This window comes from Polaromonas sp. YR568 (assembly GCF_943372955.1).
GTDB lineage: Bacteria > Pseudomonadota > Gammaproteobacteria > Burkholderiales > Burkholderiaceae_C > Polaromonas.
Map to the genome: position 1 here is coordinate 814,124 of NZ_CALSAL010000001.1, position 20,939 is coordinate 835,062.

Annotated in this window: 22 protein-coding genes; 4 read left to right on the forward strand and 18 right to left on the reverse strand. The window is 63.4% G+C overall.

Annotated elements, in window-relative coordinates; genetic code table 11:
• Positions 1-4: 4 nt before the first annotated feature.
• Complete coding sequence (locus AAG793_RS03855; RefSeq protein ID WP_341904262.1) at positions 5-1,228, reverse strand: GGDEF domain-containing protein; 1,224 nt, start codon at positions 1,226-1,228, stop codon at positions 5-7.
• 204 nt (positions 1,229-1,432) lie between these two features.
• Here AAG793_RS03855 and argA point away from each other — a divergent pair, with 204 nt between their 5' ends.
• Both argA and AAG793_RS03865 read left to right on the forward strand, forming a co-directional pair.
• Positions 1,433-2,782 (forward strand): amino-acid N-acetyltransferase, encoded by a 1,350-nt coding sequence (argA, locus tag AAG793_RS03860; protein WP_341904264.1) that lies wholly within the window; start codon positions 1,433-1,435, stop codon positions 2,780-2,782.
• 58 nt (positions 2,783-2,840) lie between these two features.
• On the forward strand, positions 2,841-3,089 hold the full coding sequence (locus AAG793_RS03865; RefSeq protein WP_341904267.1) for a DUF1272 domain-containing protein: 249 nt from the start codon (positions 2,841-2,843) through the stop codon (positions 3,087-3,089).
• A 36-nt stretch (positions 3,090-3,125) separates the two neighbouring features.
• Here the strand turns inward: AAG793_RS03865 and AAG793_RS03870 are convergent, their stop codons facing one another.
• The 11 genes from AAG793_RS03870 to AAG793_RS03920 all read right to left on the reverse strand — a co-directional run bounded on the left by AAG793_RS03870 (position 3,126) and on the right by AAG793_RS03920 (position 15,249).
• Positions 3,126-6,389, reverse strand: coding sequence for an error-prone DNA polymerase (locus AAG793_RS03870; RefSeq protein WP_341904271.1), 3,264 nt, complete (start codon positions 6,387-6,389; stop codon positions 3,126-3,128).
• Complete coding sequence (locus tag AAG793_RS03875; RefSeq protein ID WP_341904273.1) at positions 6,373-7,812, reverse strand: DNA polymerase Y family protein; 1,440 nt, start codon at positions 7,810-7,812, stop codon at positions 6,373-6,375. Before AAG793_RS03875 ends, AAG793_RS03870 begins: the two co-directional genes overlap by 17 nt.
• Entirely contained in the window at positions 7,772-8,593 is an 822-nt protein-coding gene (imuA, locus tag AAG793_RS03880; protein WP_341904276.1) for a translesion DNA synthesis-associated protein ImuA, read from the reverse strand. The genes AAG793_RS03875 and imuA overlap by 41 nt, the downstream gene beginning before the upstream one ends.
• A 217-nt stretch (positions 8,594-8,810) precedes the next feature.
• Positions 8,811-9,317 carry a disulfide bond formation protein B gene (locus AAG793_RS03885; protein WP_341904278.1) on the reverse strand — a complete coding sequence of 169 codons (507 nt, stop codon included), beginning with the start codon at positions 9,315-9,317 and terminating at the stop codon, positions 8,811-8,813.
• A gap of 151 nt (positions 9,318-9,468) precedes the next feature.
• Positions 9,469-10,572 (reverse strand): sulfate ABC transporter ATP-binding protein, encoded by a 1,104-nt coding sequence (locus AAG793_RS03890; protein ID WP_341904280.1) that lies wholly within the window; start codon positions 10,570-10,572, stop codon positions 9,469-9,471.
• A 31-nt stretch (positions 10,573-10,603) separates the two neighbouring features.
• Positions 10,604-11,515 (reverse strand): sulfate ABC transporter permease subunit CysW, encoded by a 912-nt coding sequence (gene cysW, locus AAG793_RS03895; RefSeq protein ID WP_341904284.1) that lies wholly within the window; start codon positions 11,513-11,515, stop codon positions 10,604-10,606.
• The gene (gene cysT, locus AAG793_RS03900; RefSeq protein WP_341904286.1) at positions 11,512-12,405 is read right to left on the reverse strand and encodes a sulfate ABC transporter permease subunit CysT; all 894 of its coding nucleotides are present in this window, start codon (positions 12,403-12,405) and stop codon (positions 11,512-11,514) included. The genes cysW and cysT overlap by 4 nt, the downstream gene beginning before the upstream one ends.
• Before the next feature lie 12 nt (positions 12,406-12,417).
• Complete coding sequence (locus tag AAG793_RS03905) at positions 12,418-13,410, reverse strand: sulfate ABC transporter substrate-binding protein (protein WP_341904288.1); 993 nt, start codon at positions 13,408-13,410, stop codon at positions 12,418-12,420.
• Entirely contained in the window at positions 13,407-14,009 is a 603-nt protein-coding gene (locus AAG793_RS03910; protein ID WP_341904290.1) for an alpha/beta hydrolase, read from the reverse strand. Before AAG793_RS03910 ends, AAG793_RS03905 begins: the two co-directional genes overlap by 4 nt.
• 17 nt (positions 14,010-14,026) lie before the next feature.
• A complete protein-coding gene (locus AAG793_RS03915; protein WP_341904292.1) occupies positions 14,027-14,179 on the reverse strand; it encodes a hypothetical protein in 153 nt (50 codons plus the stop codon).
• Between the two features lie 164 nt (positions 14,180-14,343).
• Positions 14,344-15,249: a LysR family transcriptional regulator gene (locus tag AAG793_RS03920; RefSeq protein ID WP_341904294.1), complete on the reverse strand. Its 906-nt coding sequence runs from the start codon at positions 15,247-15,249 to the stop codon at positions 14,344-14,346.
• 195 nt (positions 15,250-15,444) lie between these two features.
• Between AAG793_RS03920 and AAG793_RS03925 the strand changes: the two genes are divergently transcribed.
• Positions 15,445-16,095, forward strand: coding sequence for an NAD(P)H-dependent oxidoreductase (locus AAG793_RS03925; RefSeq protein WP_341904296.1), 651 nt, complete (start codon positions 15,445-15,447; stop codon positions 16,093-16,095).
• A 201-nt stretch (positions 16,096-16,296) separates the two neighbouring features.
• Here AAG793_RS03925 and AAG793_RS03930 read toward each other — a convergent pair whose 3' ends face one another.
• Positions 16,297-16,758 (reverse strand): hypothetical protein, encoded by a 462-nt coding sequence (locus AAG793_RS03930; protein ID WP_341904298.1) that lies wholly within the window; start codon positions 16,756-16,758, stop codon positions 16,297-16,299.
• Positions 16,759-16,780: 22 nt separating this feature from the next.
• Complete coding sequence (locus AAG793_RS03935) at positions 16,781-17,482, reverse strand: VIT family protein (protein ID WP_341904300.1); 702 nt, start codon at positions 17,480-17,482, stop codon at positions 16,781-16,783.
• A 163-nt stretch (positions 17,483-17,645) separates the two neighbouring features.
• Between AAG793_RS03935 and AAG793_RS03940 the strand changes: the two genes are divergently transcribed.
• Positions 17,646-18,914 (forward strand): DEAD/DEAH box helicase, encoded by a 1,269-nt coding sequence (locus tag AAG793_RS03940; RefSeq protein ID WP_341904304.1) that lies wholly within the window; start codon positions 17,646-17,648, stop codon positions 18,912-18,914.
• Positions 18,915-18,946: 32 nt separating this feature from the next.
• Here the strand turns inward: AAG793_RS03940 and AAG793_RS03945 are convergent, their stop codons facing one another.
• From AAG793_RS03945 to AAG793_RS03960, 4 genes are all read right to left on the reverse strand, one after another.
• Positions 18,947-19,372 carry a BLUF domain-containing protein gene (locus tag AAG793_RS03945; RefSeq protein WP_341904307.1) on the reverse strand — a complete coding sequence of 142 codons (426 nt, stop codon included), beginning with the start codon at positions 19,370-19,372 and terminating at the stop codon, positions 18,947-18,949.
• A 195-nt stretch (positions 19,373-19,567) separates the two neighbouring features.
• Positions 19,568-19,909, reverse strand: coding sequence for a DUF6172 family protein (locus AAG793_RS03950; protein ID WP_341904311.1), 342 nt, complete (start codon positions 19,907-19,909; stop codon positions 19,568-19,570).
• Positions 19,910-20,130: 221 nt separating this feature from the next.
• Positions 20,131-20,373: a hypothetical protein gene (locus tag AAG793_RS03955; protein ID WP_341904314.1), complete on the reverse strand. Its 243-nt coding sequence runs from the start codon at positions 20,371-20,373 to the stop codon at positions 20,131-20,133.
• Entirely contained in the window at positions 20,360-20,749 is a 390-nt protein-coding gene (locus AAG793_RS03960) for a hypothetical protein (protein ID WP_341904316.1), read from the reverse strand. The genes AAG793_RS03955 and AAG793_RS03960 overlap by 14 nt, the downstream gene beginning before the upstream one ends.
• Between the last annotated feature and the right edge of the window lie 190 nt (positions 20,750-20,939).

Genomic DNA, 20,939 nt, shown 5'->3' on the forward strand with positions numbered 1-20,939 from the left:
ATGTTCAGTAGAGCGTGGGCGGCATGTCCACGATTTCGCCACTGCCATGGTCAAACCACGCCAGGCGACTCGGGTAGCTGACCGCCGTACTGGCCATCTTGCAGGCCATGACCACCGCTTCACCGGCTGACAAGGGGTCCGCCTTGGGCAGCCGCATGACGCCTACGCCCAGCTCAGCCGCCCAGTGGGTCTGCTGCTGCTCCAGCGCACCAGCCTGCAGGCTGGTGTTGAGCACTACCGACTTTGACAGCCGGACCAGCACATTGCGCGCCATGCGCAGCAGCCGCCCGCTGTCGGCACCTTGGGGCACCAGCAGCAAAAAGGTGTCGTTGCCCAGCCGCCCGACATGCACTCCGGAAGGCACCGAGCGTCGCAGCCGGCCCGCCGAGACAAACAGCGCATGGTTCACCGCAGGCAGGCCGTAGAGCTTCTTGAGCACATACAGGTTGGCAATGGTGATGGCCACTGCCCCCAGCGGTGCGCCGTCGGTCGTGATCTGGTGCAGCGTCTGCTCCAGCGTCTGGCCCGGCAGCGTGTAAAGCCGCATCCGCGTCACCGGGTCGTAGCTCGGCCCATGGGCCATGACCTCGTTGAGCTCGATCAGGTAAGAGTAGCGCGTCCACATCACACCCGCCATGGTGGCCAGGTAAGCCATTCCGGCAAGCGCACTGATCGCGTGAACCTGCCAAGGCGCGTTGGGTCGCTCCAGGGCGATCCATCCGAGACCACCAATGGCGATCAGCATCAGCGTCACACCGGTCACTGCGGCCCATGCCATGCGGTCGCCGCGCACCACGCCGCGCAGCGTCAGCGCCAGGGCCAGGACACCCAGCCCCAGCGCCATGGTCATGCCCATCTGCAAAGCCGCAATCGGTGGCACCAGCCAGCCCAGCGCCATGACCCCCCAGGCCAGCAGGGCCAGCCCGATGGCCGTCTTGCGACGAACAGCACGCTCGCGTAGCACGCCGAGAATGGCAAACAGGAGATAGGCCAGCACCGCCGACACCGCACATGCCACATGGGCCAGAAAGCGGGCCAGCAGATCGTCGTTGCCAATCGGCAGGCCGCCGAGAAAGGCGACCACGAAGAACGTCGAAGCGATACCCGACATCGCGGCATTTACCGCCACGCGCCGGACGCCGCGGGTGAAGGCAAAGACCGCGCCTGCAAGCATCAAGGCTGCAGCGCCGAAATACGCGCCCCAGAATCCACTCACCCATTGGTCCATGGGGTCCGACCATACCGCGCCTGTCAGGCAAACGCAATCGACCTCCAAGGGGTGCCGCCAACGGCATTTCAGCGCAGGTGAGGTCCTTTACACTCGAAAAACCTGATTCCCGCAGTTTTTGCCCGGCCGGATGGGGCAGACATGGATGCAGTCCTGTCCCCTCGGCTGGCGGCCCGACCTTCCATTGACCCCGAAAGCGCGCCCATGTCCGCCGTCTTCAATTTCACCTTTGTGCCCTGGTTCCGCTCGGTTGCGCCGTACATCCACACGCACCGCGGCAAGACCTTTGTGGTGGGCATCGCCGGCGAGGCCATCGCGGCCGGCAAGCTGCACCACATCGCCCAGGACCTGGCGCTGATCCAGAGCATGGGCGTGAAGATCGTGCTGGTGCACGGTTTTCGCCCGCAGGTCAACGAACAACTGCGCGCCAAGGGACATGAAGCGAAATACTCCCACGGCATGCGCATCACCGACGAGGTAGCGCTCGACTGCGCGCAGGAAGCCGCTGGCCAGCTGCGCTATGAGATTGAAGCCGCCTTCAGCCAGGGCCTGCCCAACACGCCGATGGCCGGCTCCACGGTGCGGGTGATCTCGGGCAACTTCATCACCGCGCGCCCGGTTGGCATTCTGGACGGCGTGGATTTCCGGCATTCGGGCCTGGTGCGCAAGGTGGACACCGCCGCGATTGGCCGCGTGCTCGATTTCGGCGCCATGGTTCTGCTGTCGCCGTTTGGCTTTTCGCCGACAGGCGAAGCATTCAACCTCACCATGGAAGAAGTCGCCACCTCGGTGGCCATTGCCATGCAGGCCGACAAGCTGATTTTTCTCAGTGAGATCCCGGGCATCCGCATCCACCCGGACCAGCCCGAAAGCGACGACAACCCGATTGACACTGAGCTGCCGCTGGCCGCTGCCGAAAAACTGCTGGCCAGCCTGCCCATCGGTGAGCGCCCGACCGACACCGCTTTTTATCTGCAGCACTGCGTGAAGGCCTGCAAGGCCGGTGTGGAGCGCAGCCACATCCTGCCTTTTGCGGTGGACGGCTCACTGCTGCTGGAGATTTATGTGCACGACGGCATCGGCACCATGGTGATCGACGAGAAGCTTGAAGAGCTGCGCGAAGCCACCGAGGACGACGTGGGCGGCATCCTGCAGCTGATCGAGCCGTTTGAAAACGACGGCACACTGGTCAAGCGCAGCCGCACCGAGATCGAGCGCGACGTGGCCAACTACAGCATCATCGAACACGACGGCGTGATCTTTGCCTGCGCGGCGCTCTACCCCTACCCCGAAGGCAAGACCGCCGAGATGGCCGCGCTCACGGTGTCGCCCCAGAGCCAGGGCCAGGGCGACGGCGAGAAGATCTTGAAACGCATCGAGCAGCGCGCCCGCGCCGCCGGCCTGCAGAGCATTTTTGTGCTGACCACCCGCACGATGCACTGGTTCATCAAGCGCGGCTTTGTGCAGGTCGATCCAGACTGGCTGCCAGAAGCGCGCAAACGCAAGTACAACTGGGACCGCAAGAGTCAGGTGCTCGTCAAGAAACTCACTTGAAGTCCCATGGTGTTTTGGGATTCAATAGCAGCTCCAAAACCAATCAGGGAGAACTGCCATGCTGGAACTCAGACCCAATTGCGAATGCTGCAACAAGGACTTGCCCAACGAGTCGCCCGATGCGCGCATCTGCACTTTTGAATGCACCTTCTGCGCTGACTGCGCCAGCACCCGGCTGAGCAGCACCTGCCCCAATTGCGGAGGTGAACTGGTGGCACGCCCGCGCCGGCCCGCCAGCAAGCTGGCCAAATACCCGGCATCGACCGAGCGGGTGTTCAAGCCCGAAGGCTGCATGGCAACGACCTGAGCTAGGCAACGCCGACCTTCGTTCTTTGCCCTGGGCTCAATGAAAGTCCCTGCTCGAGGTCCCCAGCCGCCCCAGCAGCGGCGTGAGGTCTTCCAGCCGGTGCGCCACCAGATTGCGCACCGCGCCGTAACCTGCAGCGGTGCCGCTTTCCTCGCTGCGCTGCCAGATGCCATGCACGGCCAGCAGGCGCGCATGCAGCACTTCGGCGCGCTGCGTCTCACGCAGCGACTTCCACACGATCACATTCACCGAGCCGGTCTCGTCTTCCAGTGAGACAAAGATGGTGCCCTTGGCGGTTTGCGGCTGCTGGCGCATGGTGACAATGCCGCAGGCCGACACGGGCTCACCATCGGGCAGAGCATTGAGCGCTTCGGCGCTGAGCATGCCGCGCCGGGCCAGCCGGGGCCGCAGCAGTGCCAGCGGGTGACGGCGCAGCGTGAGGCCGGTGGACCGGTAGTCGAACAGGATGTTCTCGCCCTCAGGCGTGTCGGGCAAGGCCAGAGCGGTTTCATGCGTGGGCACCGCCCGGAACAGCTCGGGTGCCGGCTTGATGGCCGAGGCCTGCCACACCTGCTGGCGCCGGTGGCCCGCCAGCGGCAGCAGTGCATCAGCCGCCGCCAGGGCGTTGATGTCCCGTGCGTCCAGCCGGGCGCGTGACACCAGGTCTTCCGTGGACGTGAAAGGCGCCTGGACTCGCGCGGTCACGATGCGCTGCGCGGAGGCTTCCGAGAGGCTGGCAACCAGACGCAGGCCCAGCCGCACGGCAGGCTGCCCGGCGCGAATGTCCGGATAGGTGGCCAGCAAGGCCGTATCGCTGGCCGGCTCCAGCGTGCAATCCCACTGGCTGTGCATCACGTCCACCGCCCGCACCTCGATGCCGTGCCGGCGCGCATCCTGCACCAGCTGGGACGGCGAATAAAACCCCATCGGCTGCGAATTGACCATGGCCGCCAGAAAGCAGGCGGGCTCGTGGCACTTGAGCCAGCAGCTCACGTACACCAGCTTGGCAAAACTGGCGGCATGGCTTTCCGGAAAACCGTATTCGCCAAAGCCACGGATCTGGCTGAAGATGCGCTCGGCAAATGCCGGGCTGTAGCCCTTGCGCACCATGGCCTGGGTCAGGCGGTCATGAAAGCGCTCCACCCCTCCCTTGCGCTTCCAGGCCGCCATGGAGCGGCGCAGGTCGTCGGCCTCGCCCGGCGTGAAGTCGGCCGCGATCATGGCAATCTGCATCACCTGCTCCTGAAAAATCGGCACGCCCAGGGTGCGCTCCAGCGCAGGCTTGAGCGCGGGGTACTCAAACACAATCTCCTTGCCGCTGCGTTTGAGCTCCCTCGCCTTCAGGTACGGGTGCACCATGCCGCCCTGAATTGGCCCCGGCCGCACGATGGCGACTTCCACCACCAGGTCGTAATAGGTGCGCGGCTGCAGGCGCGGCAGCATCGACATTTGTGCACGGCTCTCGATCTGGAACACACCCACGGTGTCGGCCTGGCAGATCATGTCGTAGGTCTGCTCGTCTTCGCCTTCGATCTCATGCATCTGCAAAGGCTTCTTCCGCAGCTCTTCCACCAGATGCAGACAGCGCTGGATGGCCGACAGCATGCCCAGCGCCAGCACATCGACCTTGAGCAGGCCCATGGCGTCCAGATCGTCCTTGTCCCACTGGATGATGCGGCGGTTTTCCATCGACGCTGGCTGCACCGGCACCAACCGCGTCAGCTTGCCCTGCGTCAGCACAAAGCCGCCCACATGCTGGCTGAGGTGGCGCGGAAAGCCGATCAGTTGCGCCGACAGCTCCAGCCACTGCAGCACCGGCCCACTCTGGCCCGTTAACCCGAGCTGGCGGATTTTTTCTTCCAGCACCTCGCTGCCGTCAAACCAGAAATGCTCTTTGGCGAACTGGTCGATCAATGCCGGCTCGATGGCCAGCGCCTTGCCCACATCGCGGATGGCGCTGCGCGGCCGGTAGCGAATCACCGTGGCGGCAATGGCGGCGCGGTCATGCCCGTATTTTTCGTAGATGTACTGGATGACTTCCTCGCGCCGCTGGTGCTCGAAGTCCACGTCAATATCCGGCGGCTCGCTGCGTTCGCGGCTGATGAAGCGCTCGAACAGCAGCGCGCTTTCGGTCGGGTTGATGGCCGTGATGCCCAGACAAAAACACACAGCCGAATTGGCCGCCGAGCCGCGCCCCTGGCACAGAATGCCCTGGCTGCGCGCAAAGCGCACGATATCGTGCACCGTGATGAAAAACATCTCGTATTCCAGCGCTTCGATCAGCGCCAGTTCCTTGTCGATCTGGGTTCGAACCAGGTCTGGAACACCGTCCGGAAACCGCTCGTGCACGCCCTCTGCCGTCAGCCGCCGCAGGCACTGCGAAGGCGTTTCTTCACTGGGTACAACGCCTTCCACCGGGTAGCGGTAAAGATGGCGGATTTCATCCAGGCTGAAGGTGCAGCGCGCCGCCACTTCCAGCGTGGCGCGCAGCAGACTGGCTGGGTAAATGTCGGCCAGCCGCATGCGGGGCCGCAAATGTGCCTCGGCATTGGGCTGCAGTGCCAGGCCGCAGCTGTGCACCGGCTGCCCCAAGTGGATGGCTGTCATCACGTCGTGCAGCGGCTTGCGTGAGCGCTTGTGCATCAGCACCTGACCGGCCGCCACCAAGCGGATGCCGGTACGCTGGGCCACCTGCTGCAGCTGCTGCAGGCGCAGCGCGTCGTCCAGGCCCTGCAGCAGCTCCACGGCCAGCCAGACGTGGGCACCAAACAGCTTGAGCGCCCAATCGACATGGCTGCAAAGCGCTTCAGTCTGAAGCCCGACACCACTTCCGTGCAAAGGCGCCAGCAGGATTTCACAGTCGGTCAAACGCGAAAAGTCGGTCTCTCCCAGCGCGACGCGGTAGCTGCCTTTGTCCTGCAAGTCACCCACGCGCCGGGCCTCGGTGATGAACTCGCACAGATGGCCCCAGCCTGCGGCGTTGTGGGGCAAGACCACCAGCCTGAAAGCTCCGTTTTGATGGCTTGCTGACTGCACCAGAAACTCAGCCCCCGGCAGCAGCTGGATTCCGCAGGCCTTCGCGGCTTCATGCGCCCTCACCACTCCGGCGACCGAGCATTCGTCGGTAATGGCCAGTGCCGTGTAGCCCAGCTCGAACGCCCTTTCAACCAGCTCTTCGGCGTGCGAGGCCCCGCGCTGGAAGCTGAAGTTGCTTAAAGCGTGCAGCTCCGCGTAGTCAGGCAGCGCGTGGGCAGACGTTTGCGCAGACGTTGGGGCTGACATCTCAGGTGAAAAACCCATGCAGATACCAGGCGCGTTGCCGGGCTTGCTGCTGCGCAGAACCCAACCGTTCGCTGTAAATCCACAGCAAGCTGCCTTGCTGGCTGCGGTAGACAAAGTAGTCACGTAAGGCCCAAGGCCGGGCACACAGCCCTGCCTGCCGGGCGGTGCTGCCCTCGGCCAGCAGCCATTCGGCAGCTTCCAGCCGCTGCGGCCCGGCCAAACGCGTCAGCTTGCCCTGGTACACCGGACTGTTGCCCACGGTCTGCAGCTGCAGCGGCTCGGGCAGCAGCCAGGTGGGGTACAAGGCTTCCGTCTGGCCTGATGCCATGGATGAGGTCATGGGACCTGTGCGACGCACGGCAGATTTCAGGGTCCGCCGTGTCTTGAACACCTCCGCAGCACGGATCCAGCGCTGCATCTGTTCAGGCCTGTGGTCGTTGCAGGCCTCCCAGGCCTGCACCTTGGCATCACCCAAACGCGCACTGAGCCGCTCGACCAGTTCCACCACGCTGTCGCCCTGCCGGCGTTCTTCCATCAGCAGGCTGGCCGTGGCGGCAGCAGAGTCTGTGAGGCTCTCGGTGACCAGCGAGCGCAGCGTCAGCGCATGCACGGGCGCGGGCAACACCTGCTGCGCCAGATGCTCGGCGATCAGACGGCTCACATGCCGCAAGTCCTGCGCGGGCTGGGCGGTGCGCACCTCCAGCTCGCCGGTGGGCGCCACGTCGCGGCGTTTGTCCAGGTGCCAGATGAGCTTGAGCGCGCACAGCCCGCTCTGGCGACCGATCAACCAGGCCTGCAGTTTCACCAGTAGGCCCGCCACACCTGTCATCAGCGCTGGCGCCTGGGTGACCAGCGCATTGAGCTCCAGTTTTTCCTCAAAGTGTTCAGGCAGCGTCAGCCAGGGGTAGTCGTCTGGTGCGCTGCCGCGGGCGCGGTCCAGCGCCTGCAGCAGCCCGGCCCCGAATCGCCGGGCCATGCCGTCGCGCGGCAGGTTTAGCAGGTCGCCCCAGTGGCGGCAGCCAATGCGCTCCAGCACATCAAGGTGCGGTCTGGCGGCGGTCAGGGTGTACAGAGGCAAGTCAGCGACGCGCTGGATGCCATTTGACGTTCTGGCCTGATGACGCAATCTGCCCAGCGCGACCAGCGAGTTGGCGCCTTGCGCCCGGGCGAGCTGGGCCTGGAGTTGATGCATGTCGAGAAACGCCTCCGTGCGCTTCGCCAGCGCTTGCATCAGGCTGGCCAAGCCGCCAAAAAGGCGCAGGCTGCCGGTCACGTCCAGCAACACGGCCTCGTCCACCAGCGCGACATGCGGGGTAAAGCCCAGCGCCAGACTGACCAGCGCTTGCTGCAAAGCAGCCTCGTCCATCACCGCAGCACCGGGCTGAGCGGGAACTGTCGGCTCAGTGGTGATGGAAATATGCAATGCGATCCAGCAGCGCATGAACAGGGCTTTGCGATGGAATGGCGGGCCACGAAGACAGCGGCAACCGGGACGGCGCTTGAACAGTGGACAGTTCTTCGCGCTTTTGCCGGGCCCTTTCACGACTCGCAGCCAGCAAGGCGGCCAGCCGCGCAGGCCGGGTGTCGAGCAGAACCGGTGCCGCCAGCGGCGGACCGCGGCGCTTGAAGACATCCACCTGCAGGTTGCCCATTTCACTGACTGTGCCTTCCAGCCGCAGGCGCAGCGGCGCGGGCGACGACTCCTGTTGCGCCCGCAGTGGCCGGAAGACAAACAGCAGCTTGTGGTGTGCATGGGCTGCGATCTGCAAGCGGCGCAGGTGCGCGCTGCGGGCATGAGGCAGCCAGGCCAGCACGGCAGACACATCGGCGCACTGCAGCGCCTCGCGCGTGGCCCACAGCAGCGAAGGTGCATCGCCTGGCCGCCCCTGAACGCTGAGCAACTGCAGCATCTGCAACTGCTGCGCCCCCAGCGCCGGACCAAACGGCACCTGAGGCGCGCCCACCAGCACCAGCCATTGAGCCGGCTCTGCCTGCTGAACAGCTGCCAGTGCAGGTGCCAGCAAGCCCCACTCATGCACACCCGCCTGCGGCTGTAGCAACTCGATCAATGCGCCTTGTGGCCAACCGCCGCCGGGCAGTGCGGTGTCCAGACTGGCGTAGCCCGTGGCCTGCACCGACTGGCTGACGCCGCCCAACTCGCCCGCGCGCCAGACGTCGGCAAGTGCCGGCGAGGCGAGATCGAGAGGAGAACTGGAAAGCATGGTGAGCCCAAAAACATGATCAAATACTGTATTTATGTACAGTATAAAGTCAGCTTTGTACTCTTGGGAAATATCCTTTCAGAGACCTGGAAACTCACTTCGGAGAGACCAGCTCAACATGAGGATTTAACAGTAAGCCATTGATTTAATTGAAAAATGAAACTCCCAATAAAAAAGCCCGGCAAGTTGCCGGGCCCTGGCATCAGCGCAGAACGATTCAGCGCGCCCGCAGCTGCCGCACCATCAGTGTCAGGCCCACCAGACCCATCACCACAAAGCACACGAAAGACCAGTTGGCGATCGAGCCACCCAGAAAGGTCCAGTCGATCTTGGTGCAGTCGCCACTGCCCTTGAAGATCATCGGAATCGCGCGCTTGAGCGGAAAGGTTTCGATCATTCCGTAGAAGTCGCGGCCGCAGGAGGCAACCTCCGGCGGATACCACTGCAGAAAGCTTTGCCGCGCCGCCACGAAGGCACCAAAGCCGGCCATCAGCACCATCAGAGCCGAGCCTGTGACCAGCAGCCCGCGGCTTTTGGTAAAGGCCGTGAGGCCCGCCAGCAAAGCCACGCCGATCAGCGCGTAACGCTGCACGATGCACATGGGGCATGGCTCCAGACCCAGCCCATGCTGCAGGTACAGGCCAAACGCCAGCATGGCCACGCAGGCCGCAGCAATCAGCGCCAGAACACGGCGGGGCATGGCGTCGAAATACGTCAAAAACATCAGGGTCCCTTGAAATCAGCAATGGGTGAATTGTCTGATGGTTCGTGGGCGGGATCGGCAATAAGTTCCTGAAGCTTTGGTGCGTAGCCCCCTGCGACCTGATCGATCACCTTTACGTCAGCCATCAAACCGGTTCGTGACGAAGCCGGTTTCAGGCCTGCACAAACACCCTCGCCTTGCGCGGCGTCACCACCAGCATGTCGCCCTCGCGCAGGCCCATGTCCCTGAATTGCTGCGACGGGATTTGCGCCTCGATCAGGTGGTCATCGGATGCACTGCCCTGCTGCACATGGCCTTCGCTAGGCGCCAGTTCCAGCCGGGCCATCGGGCCGATGACAATGGCGCGCTCCAGATGCACGGCGATGCCTTCGGCGCCCGGCGCATAGCGCTGCACGTCGAGGTCATGCGGTCGCACATAGGCCAGCGCCTTCGCGTCCTGCGCGCTGGCGTGCTCAGGGGAATTGATGCGCGTGCCCTTATTGAGCTGTCCGCCCAGATAGACCTCGCCTTCATGGGCACGGCCGTGAAAAAGATTCACATCACCCAGAAAGCCATACACAAACGGGCTGGCCGGGTGGTCCCACACCTGCTGCGGTGAGCCGATCTGCTCGACCTGCCCCTGGTTCATCAGTACCACGCGGTCGGCCACTTCGAGCGCCTCTTCCTGATCGTGGGTCACGAAAATGCTGGTCACATGCAGGTCATCGTGCAGGCGGCGCAGCCAGCGGCGCAGTTCCTTGCGCACCTTGGCGTCGAGCGCGCCAAAGGGTTCGTCGAGCAGCAGCACCTTGGGCTCCACCGCCAGCGCGCGCGCCAGGGCAATGCGCTGGCGTTGCCCGCCGGAAAGCTGTGACGGAAACCGGTCAGCCAGCCAGTCGAGCTGAACCAGATTGAGCAGCGCGTGCACTTTTTCCTTGATCTGCGCCTCAGAGGGCCGTTGGCCGCGCGGCTTCATGCGCAGACCGAAGGCGACGTTCTCGAACACCGTCATGTGGCGGAACAGCGCGTAGTGCTGAAACACAAAGCCGACCTGCCGCTCACGCACATGCACGTCGGTGGTGTCTTCGCCGCTGAAGAGAATGCTGCCGCGGTCAGCGGTTTCCAGCCCGGCAATGATGCGCAGCAACGTGGTCTTGCCGCAGCCCGAGGGGCCCAGCAAGGCAACCAGTTCGCCCGATTCGATGTCCAGGCTGACATCGCCGAGTGCCTGGAAGTTGCCAAAGTGTTTGCTGACGTTGCGTATTTCGATGCTCATGGGGAGTCCTTTGATCTGTGCGGGCCAGCGCTCAGCTGGCTGTGGCGGTGGCCAGAACCGGCCTTGGTCGCTCGGGGGGCAGTTCGGCTGCAGCTTTCATCTCGGCTTCGTGGCGCCACTCGGCGACCGATTTGATGACCAGCGTCACCAGCGCCAGAATGGCCAGCAGTGACGCCACGGCAAACGCGGCTACCGACTGGTATTCGTTGTAAAGAATTTCAACGTGCAGGGGCAAGGTGTTGGTTTGCCCACGGATGTGGCCCGAAACCACCGACACCGCGCCAAACTCGCCCATGGCCCGTGCGTTGCAGAGAATCACGCCGTAAATCAGGCCCCACTTGATGTTGGGCAGCGTGACATGCCAGAAGGTCTGCCAGCCGGTAGCGCCGAGCACGATGGCGGCCTGCTCCTCGTCGTTGCCCTGGGCCTGCATCAGCGGGATCAGCTCGCGGGCGATGAAGGGGAAGGTCACGAACACCGTGGCCAGCACAATGCCGGGCACCGCAAAAATGATCTTCACATCGTTGGCCTGCAGCCAGGGCCCGAACCAGCCCTGCGCACCGAACACCAGCACATAGACCAGACCCGCGACCACTGGCGAGACGGAAAACGGCAGATCCACCAGCGTGGTCAGGAATGACTTGCCACGGAATTCGTACTTGGCAATCGCCCAGGCGGCGGCCACACCAAACACCAGGTTCAGCGGCACCGCAATGGCGGCTGCGATCAACGTGAGGCGTATCGCGGACCACGCATCGGGTTCCCGCAATGCCGCGAGATACGCGCCAAAGCCCTTACGCAAGGCCTCAGTGAACACGGCTGCCAGCGGCAACACCAGAAAAAGCAATACAAAACCGAGGGCGAGTGCGATCAGGGTGTAGCGAACCCAGGGCGCTTCGGTGGTGCTGGAACGGCTTTGCCGAATCGTTGTTGTGGTGCTCATGCCGGGGCCCCCGAAAGGCGCCGTTGCCAGGCTTGCAGCGCATTGATGACGAGCAGCAAAGCAAACGAAATCACCAGCATCACCACTGCGACGGCGGTCGCGCCGGCGTAGTCGTACTGCTCCAGCTTGCCGATGATGATCAGCGGCGTGATCTCGGAAATCATCGGCATGTTGCCAGCGATGAAAATGACCGAGCCGTACTCCCCAATCGCCCGGGCAAAGGCCATGGCAAAACCGGTGAGCAGCGCCGGCGCAATGTGCGGCAGGATGACGCGAATGAAAATCTGCAGACGCGTGGCGCCCAGCGAGGTGGCGGCCTCCTCAAGCTCTTTCTCTGCGTCCTCCAGCAACGGCTGCACGGTGCGCACTACAAACGGCAAGCCGATGAAGATCAGGGCAATCACCACACCGGCAGGCGTGAAGGCCAGCTTAATGCCCATGGGCTCCAGGTACTGGCCAATCCAGCCATTACCCGCCAGCAAGGCCGTGAGCGAAATGCCCGCCACGGCAGTGGGCAAGGCAAACGGCAGATCGACCAGCGCATCCACCAGTTTCTTGCCGGGAAAGCTGTAGCGCACCAAAACCCAGGCCACCAACAGTCCAAACACCAGATTGACCAGCGCCGCGAGCAGCGAGGCGCCGAACGTCAGACGGTACGAGGCCAGCACGCGCGGCGAGGTCACGGCCAACCAGAATTGCTCCCAGGTCAGCGAGAAGGTCTTGAAGAACAGCGCCGAAATCGGAATCAGCACGATCAGGCTGAGGTACAGCACGGTGTAGCCCAGTGTGAGGTGAAAACCGGGTAATACCCGGCGGACCGGGCGCTTGCCTGCAGCCGGCTGGTGGGGCGGCACCGCCGCGCCCGGCGCGGTGGAAGTCAGGGAACTCATGGAGCTGACCGCTTACTTGACGGTGTAAAGCCGATCAAACTGGCCGCCGTCATTGAAGTGCACTTTCTGCGCTTCGCTGAGTGAGCCGAACAGTTCCTGCACCGTGAACAATTGCACCGGCTTGAAGGTGTTGGCGTATTTTTTCAGCACCGCCTGCGAGCGGGGACGAAGCGCGTGGCGGGCTGCAATCTCCTGCCCTTCATCCGAGTAAAGATGATCCAGATAGGCCTTGGCCAGATCGGTCGTGCCCTTTTTGGCGACAGTGCGTTCCACCACCGCGACCGGGTTCTCGGCCAGGATGCTGATGGACGGGTATACCGCATCTACCTTGCCTTCGCCGAACTCCTTGTTCACCGACAGCACTTCCGATTCGAAGGTGATCAGCACGTCGCCAATGTTGCGCTGCAGGAACACGGTGGTCGCGTCGCGGCCGCCCTTGCCCAGCACCGGGACGTTTGAGTAGAGCTTGCCCACAAACTCGGCGGCCTGTGCGTCGGTGGCGCCCTTCTTCTTCGCATAGCCCCAGGCGGCAAGATAGGTGTAGCGGCCATTGCCCCCGGTTTTGGGGTTGACCACGATCACCTGGATGCCGGGCTTGATGAGGTCGTCCCAGTCCTTGATCCGCTTGGGGTTGCCATTGCGCACCAGGAACAGCATGGTCGACGTGGTGGGCGAGGCATTGCCCGGAAAGCGCTTGGCCCAGTCCTTGGCCACCACGCCGGCGCCCGCGAGGAAATCCACGTCGGTGCTGGTGTTCATCGTCACCACATCGGCATCCAGGCCGTCAGCCACCGAGCGTGCAATCGCGCTCGAGCCGCCGTGCGACTGGTCGATCTTGATGTCCTTGCCGGTGGTCTTTTTGTAGTGGGCGATGAAGGCGGCGTTGTATTCCTTGTAGAACTCACGCGCGACGTCATACGAGCCGTTGAGCAGGGTCTGGGCCGAAGTCATGCCTGCAGCCGCAAAGGCGAGGGCTGCGATGGAAGTTTTGAGAGTGGAATTCATGCGGTTTGAAAAGAACGGAGAGAGGTTGAAGACTGAAAAGAAGCACCTGAAGCAACACTTGAAGCCATGGGTACCAGCGTTGGCTCACCGGCCAGCGACTGCAGCAGCGCGGCACCCAGCGGCCATTCACCATGGCCTGATTCGACGTTGATGTGCCCGGCGTCCTGCATGCGCACAAATTCGCTGCCCCAGGCCCGGGCGTAAGCACCGGCCAGACGAATCGGGCAATACGGGTCGTTGCTGCTGGCCACCAGCACGCTGCGGTAAGGCAGCTTCTGGAAAGGAACCGGTGCGAAGTCGCTCAGTACCGCGCGGCGCTCCGGATCCGCCGGCGCGACCAGCAGTGCCCCCTGAATGCAGCGCACCGCACTGGCGGGCAAATGGGTCGTGGCAATGCAACCCAGGCTGTGGGCAATCACGATGACGGGCTCGCCCTGCTCCTCGATGGTGCGGGCAATGCTGTGCACCCAGGCCTGCCGGGTCGGCGTGATCCAGTCGTCCTGCTTCACGCGCACTGCGCCAGGCAGGCGCTCGGCCCACAGGCTTTGCCAGTGGCCGGGGCCAGAGTCACGCCAGCCGGGAACAATGATGAAACGCACTGCGGTCGGCCCCGTGGTTAACGCAGGGGCTGCGGCGTCGCGCCTCGCCCGGCCGAAGTCGAAAACAGCGTCTTGCAGGCGCGCCGAGCCGACTGCGGCCCGAAAGCGGTGCCGGTGATCGGGTCCTGAATGAAGCGATGGGCGGTGTCGCCGAATCTGACGGGGGTCATGCGTTTCTCCTGCGTGAGGCTGAGAGAACGCATTGTGGAGACGACCACTTAAAACAACAAAGAATATATCGCTCTTAATTTATCCATTTAATTGAATATAGGGCCGTCTCCAGACTGCCCGAATGGACAGGGCACGTACCGCCGCCACACCCGGAGAAACGCCATCACACAATGCGCTCGCCCTGCATGTGTGCCCCCAGAAAATCAAGAAACTTCCTGACCGCCGGCACCTGCCCCCGGCGCGTGGGGAACACCGCATGGGCCATGCCCGGGCGGGTGCTCCAGCCGGGCAGCACTGGCACCAGCAGCTGTGCGCGCTGCTCGGCCAGACTCATGGAATCCGGCAAAAACCCCACGCCAGTGCCTGCCAGTACAGCGAGCTTGAGGGTCTGAAGGTCGTCGGCCACAAAGCGCGGCTGATGGTGGACCATCGCCTCCTGCCCCTCGGGCCCGATCAGGTCCCACGACGATCGCCCATCGGCCCATGACATGGCCACCGTATCAAACCGGGCCAGGTCTTGCGGTGTCTCCGGCCGCCCATGTCGGGCCAGCAAGGCCGGGCTGGCCATCAGCGAGCCGGTTCCAGCACCCAGGTTCTTCACCACCAGGCTGCCGCTGTCTTCCAGCGTGGGGCGCACCCGCAGCGCGATGTCGACGCCCTCCTCCACCAGATCCACCACGCGGTTGGTCACCCGCATGTCGATTTTGACCAGAGGGTACATCGCGATGAACTGCGGGATCAGGTAACCCAGCGTGTTCTGCGCCAACGTCACCGGGCAGGTGATGCGCAGGGTGCCGCGTGGCTCCACCTGCATCTGTGCCACGGCGTCGGCGGCCGCCAGCGCTTCTTCACGCATGGCGCTGCAGTGGCGCAAGTACACCTCGCCGACCTGCGTCAGCGACAGCTTGCGGGTGGTGCGTTGCAAAAGCCGTACACCCAGACGGCCCTCCAGCTCGGCCACGCGGCGTGACAGGCGGGATTTGGGCAAGCCCAAGGCCCGCGCGGCACCGGCAAAGCTGCCCTGCGCCACCACTTCGGCGAAATACAGCATGTCGTTGAGGTCCTGCATGGGGCTTCCTGGAAAAGTCAGTATGGAGACCTATTGTCTCACCAGCAGGACAATCAATCGTAATTTTGATGACTTATCAAATCATCAACCCGCCAAGACAATCTATCCATGGCTGCGATTCATGGTGAACACGGCCACAACCCGAAACACCCCGGGCTCATCGCACGCGCTGAACCCCACCGAAAGGAATCCATCATGAGCAAACTTCTTCACATCGACTCCAGCATCCTGGGCGGCAACTCGGTCTCGCGCCAGCTCACGGCCCAGATCGTGGCGTCATGGCGCGCCAGCCACCCCGGCACCGAGGTGGACTACCTGGACCTGGCCGTCGACACACCCAGCCACCTGTCGGCCGACTCGCTGGGCTTTAGGGCACCAGCCGATGCCGTGCTGACCGATGTGCAACGACGCGAAAACGCGGTGTCCGAGGCACTGGTGTCCCAATTCCTCGCCGCCGATGTGGTCGTGATCGGTGCACCGCTCTACAACTTCGCCGTGCCGACCCAGCTCAAGGCCTGGATCGACCGCGTCGCCCAGGTGGGCCGCACCTTCAAGTACACCGACAAAGGCCCGGTGGGTCTGGCTGGCGGCAAGACCGTCATCGTTGCGTCGGCTCGCGGCGGTGTGTATTCGACCAGCGACGCCATGCGCGCCCTGGAGCACCAGGAGAGCTACCTGCAGACGATTTTTGGCTTCTTCGGCGTGACCGACGTGCGCTTTGTGCGCGCTGAAGGCCTAGCCATGGGCGAAGCCGCGAAGGCTGCCGCACTCACCGCTGCTGCGGCTGAAATCACCGTGCAGACGCAGACGGCGGCCAACCAGCCCGACGCCGCTCTCGCGGCCTGATACTCCTCAGGCACACACCAGGCGTCATACCCGGACGCTTCGAGCCCGCTTCACGCGGGCTTTTTCATGCCTGCGCGGCTGTCTCGGGCGCAGTGAGGCAGCAAGGCCATGGCGCAGCCTGAGCGGCCAGCCCGCAAGCTTTAACGTTTGACATGAGAGGCGTCACCCGGCTTGCCGGGTGACGTCCTCGTGATGGAAGGGTTAGCTGGCTGACCACACTTCATAGACACCTTTCTCACCCAGAAGCCAAACTTTCCTGAACGGGCCGTCAATTGCGCTGGCCCAGCGCTGTGCTTCACCAAGAATCAGATCATCTGGGCTGACGGTACGACCATTCGTGTAGCAAAGCAGTTCAATAGGGAGCGTGGTTCGGTAGGTTTTATGCAGTTTCTGCCGAAGCGTCTTTTCCGTTGGATCGGATGTGGCCAAGGCTGTTGAGCCGCCAGTCCGAAGCTTGGAAAGGGTGGCTGCAATATCTGATGAGCAGATCTCAACGAGCTCGTACGCAACCTGCTCTCCACTGATCAACGTGCAGAAGATGTCGGGTTCAGACTGCGCGCCTGGCTTGCTGACGCTCTCTGGGTCGATGGAGATACCTGCCTTGAAGATGAACTCTCGGAAGACCGTAAGCTCGACCGCTGCCTTCTGTTGCTCTGTGCCCATTCGTGCCTCAGCCAGATAACCACTAGACCACTGCGCCAAACAGCCGGCCGACCCCTGCGGTGATGACCATGGCGAGTGCACCCCAGAACGTGACGCGCCACGCACCGACCGCCATTGACGCCCCGCCCACACGCGCGGCCACGGCTCCCAGCAAGGCCAGAAACAACAAGGACGTGAGTCCCACCCAGACCATCAGGCTGGCCGCCGGTGCCAGCCACGCGATGCCCAGTGGCAGAGCAGCACCAACCGCGAAGCTGGCAGCCGATGCCAAAGCGGCCTGAACCGGTTTGGCGGTGAAAGCCTCGGAAATACCCAGTTCATCCCGTGCATGGGCCCCCAGTGCGTCGTGGGCCATCAGCTGGGTGGCCACCTGCTGCGCGAGCGCTGGCTCCAGCCCCCGGCCGACGTAAATTGCCGTCAGTTCGCGGGTTTCAGCCACCGGATCGGCTTCGAGCTCGGAACGCTCCCGCGACAAATCGGCTGCCTCGGTATCGGCCTGGGAATACACCGACACATATTCGCCCGCGGCCATCGACATCGCACCGGCCACCAGACCGGCTACGCCTGTCACCAACAGGGTTCCGGGGCTGGCGCCCGCCGCCGCCACGCCCACCAGCAGGCTTGCGGTGGACACAATGCCGTCGTTGGCGCCCAGTACGGCCGCACGCAGCCAGCCGATGCTGTCGGTGCGATGGCTTTCGGTGTGGCGACGAAATGATTTCATGGAAAAGTCTCCAGGCGTAGGCGCTGTGTGCGCAGACGGCCTCATCTTCGCAGAACCATCGGTCCGCCGTCCCGCGCGACATGCGGGGCGTACACTTCCCGCTCTGTCAACACATCGATACCGCAAGGGCTGCACCCGGCGGCACCTGCCTCTCGCCCCCTCCATGCCCAACGACGCCAGCGCTCCCCTTTCATTCCCAGCGGCGCTGTTGCCACCCCTGCTGCGTGCGATTGCCGAGCGCGGCTACACCGTCCCCACGCCCGTTCAGTCAGAGGCAATTCCCGCCATTTTGCAGGGCCGCGATGTGCTGGTTTCCGCACAGACGGGTTCGGGCAAGACGGCGGCGTTTTCATTGCCGCTGCTGCAGCAATTGATGCAGTCACCAGGCGCAGCCCGGTCACAGGCCGGGAAGCGTGTTTACGGCCTCGTGCTGGTGCCCACCCGGGAGCTGGCCACGCAGGTCGGTGAGGCCATCGTGCGGCTGGCGCAATATCTTCCCCTGCGACCCAAGGTGGCGGTGGTGTTTGGCGGTGTGTCCATCAATCCGCAGATGATGAACCTGCGTGGCGGCGCGCACATCGTGGTGGCCACCCCCGGGCGCCTGCTGGACCTGATTGATCACAACGCCCTGAGCCTTGCCGACGTCGGCACGCTGGTGCTGGATGAAGCCGATCGTATGCTGGATCTGGGCTTTGGCGATGAGCTGCAGCGCGTGCTGGCCCTGCTGCCGCCGCAACGGCAAACACTGCTTTTTTCAGCCACCTTCCCGCCTGCCATTGAAGCGCTGGCGGGGACCTTGCTGCGCGAGCCGCTGCGCATCGAAGTCACCGCCGCCATGCAGGCGGCGCCCGACATCCGTCAGCGTGCCATTGAAGTTGACCCTGGCCGTCGTACGCAGTTGCTGCGCCATCTGGTGCAGACTGAAAAGTGGGACCGCGTGCTCGCCTTCGTGGCCACCAAGCATGCTGCCGAGATCGTGGCGGACAAGCTGCGCAAGGCCGGCATTGAAGCCGAGCCCTTCCATGGCGAGTTGAGCCAGGGCAAACGCACCCAGGTGCTGCAGGACTTCCGGATCAAGGCGGTTCAGGTGGTGGTGGCCACCGACGTGGCGGCCCGGGGCATCGACATTGCGCAGTTGCCAGTGGTCGTCAATTACGACCTTCCGCGCTCGGCCGTGGACTACACCCACCGCATCGGCCGGACCGGACGTGCTGGCATGGGTGGGCTGGCGGTGAGCTTTGTCAGCGCCACCACCGAGGCGCACATGCGACTGATTGAAAAACGCCACCAGATGAAGGTGACGCGGGAACAGGTGGCTGGCTTTGAACCGGTGGAGACATTGCCGCCCAACCCGATGGACCCCGGCGCCACCGGCGGCGTCAAGGGACGGCGACCGAGCAAGAAAGACAAGCTGCGAGCAGCACAGGGCTGACTCGCTGACTCAGAGCGCCCACAGGCGACCCGTCAGACGGAGGCTTCTGCGCCGAAGTTCTTCAGGATGGAGCGGGCCAGCCCTGGCTCCACGCGCTTGACCACCTCTTCCGGGCTCAGCTTGAACAGCCATTCCATGTCATTCGGGGTGGAAAAGCGGCCGAACTCGGGCATGTGAAAACCCATGCTCCAGCCCTCGAAGTCGCGCCGCTCCACCTCAAAGCTGGTCAGTTCGACGATGCAATGGTGGCGGGAATCGGAGGCAATGCGCCCGAAGGTCTCATGCACGGCGGCCTCAGGGCCTTCCAGCACCTGCACGATCTGGCCATCGCAGCACAGCAGCATGCCGGTGATCTGGTTGGGCTTGTTTCGGCGCCGCGCGGTCTCGACGATGGTCCTCAGCATCGCCTTGTCGGGTTTGACAAGGTTGCTCATGTAGCTCAACTGATACAAGGCCATGACATCCACTCCAGCGACACCGTCTCAACTCGGACGCGACGGCGCCTGATAAAGCGCAATGCGTAATGAAATGTTATCGACAGAAGGAGCCTGTGCCAATGTCTGGCAGGCCTTGAACAGGTAAAGTCGCGCGCCAGAACGGAAATATGACCGCTTTCACGCGGAATCTGGCACTTCGGTGAGACGAAGGACGCTTTAAAGCCCGCTGTCAGAGTCCCCGCCTGCACCAGGTGCAGGGCTGAATGAAGCGTCGCTCCGGGGAACACGCAGGCCAGGCTTGGCCAGCACTTCCACGTACACCGAAGGCCGGCCCTCGCGGGCGCATGCATCCACCAAACTGATCAGATCAGCCACCGGCACCACAGTGGCATCCGGTTCGCTGGCACCGCATCGGCAATCAAAATCCCAGAAGTCGGCGCCTGCGGGCAGTGCTTTGGCACGTTCCCGCTTGAGGTAGCGGCGAATGTCGTGCTTCACGGCGTCCAGAAGGCGGTCGGGATGTTTGCCCGCGATCTGCAGTTGGTAGGTTTTCTTCACTGGGGTCCTGAACGGAAGCGGGTGATGTGCAAAATGCAAGGCTGATGGCGACGTTTCAGCCCTTCACCCTTTAGCCTTTTCGCCATTTCGCCGTCTGCCAGGCGAGTGATCTGCCAGACGGCAAAAAGTGACCCCCTGTTGCCTGATGCAGAACGACTGACTGACAGAGGATGTGAATGCGTAGCGAGTGCAGCGCCCTTGGTGCCTGCCGCGCAAGCCTTTCAGCGGGCAGCGCTCTCCAGAGCGGCATCCAGTTCCTTGCAGGATGGTGAGCACACCGCCTGGGACTTGCCCAGCACCTTGCGGGTACCCATCAGCGAACGGGCGCGGTGCTTGCCGCACATGAAGCACGACATGGTGGCAGCACCGAACGACGTGGTGGCCGCAAACGGTGAGCCCGACACCTTGGACTTGTAGCGCAGGCCGTCAGCGAGGACAGCGGTTTTGGCGTCAGCTCTTGCCATGGTTTGGATCTTCCTTCAGTTGGGGTTCGGTTGGGAATAAGGAGGGTTTGACAGCCTTGCCCATGGCACGGCTGAGGGCCGCGCGGGCCAGTTGCTCCGCCGCGAGCGAGGCATCCAGCTTGGAGCGGCAAAGCCCTGCGTGCTGGTAGTGGATGTTTTCGTAAAGCTCAGCCGCAGCGGGGTGGGTGTCGAGCAGGGCGCCCAGTTCGGCCCCCGAATCGACATCACCGAATTCATTGACCAGATGCAGCACCACCGAGCGGTATTGCTCTGCGCCCACCGGCTTGCCACTGCGCTCGAGGCGCTCCAGCAATTCGGCGAGCACATGAGTCACCGTGAGATCGGTTTTCGGGGAATGGTTATGTGTGGCGTTCATGCAGTCAATTTGGGGCTTCCACCCCCAAAAACAAGCACATTGCACACCATGCACAAGCGCTGTTTCGTTCGGCTTGGCATGGTTTTTTTGCTACGCATTTAGTAGCAAAAGGAGCTTGTCCGCATTGGGTCGGAGGCTTATTTTACCTCTAAACGAAGGGCGTGTCGCAACCCCGGACTTTCCCTGCGCT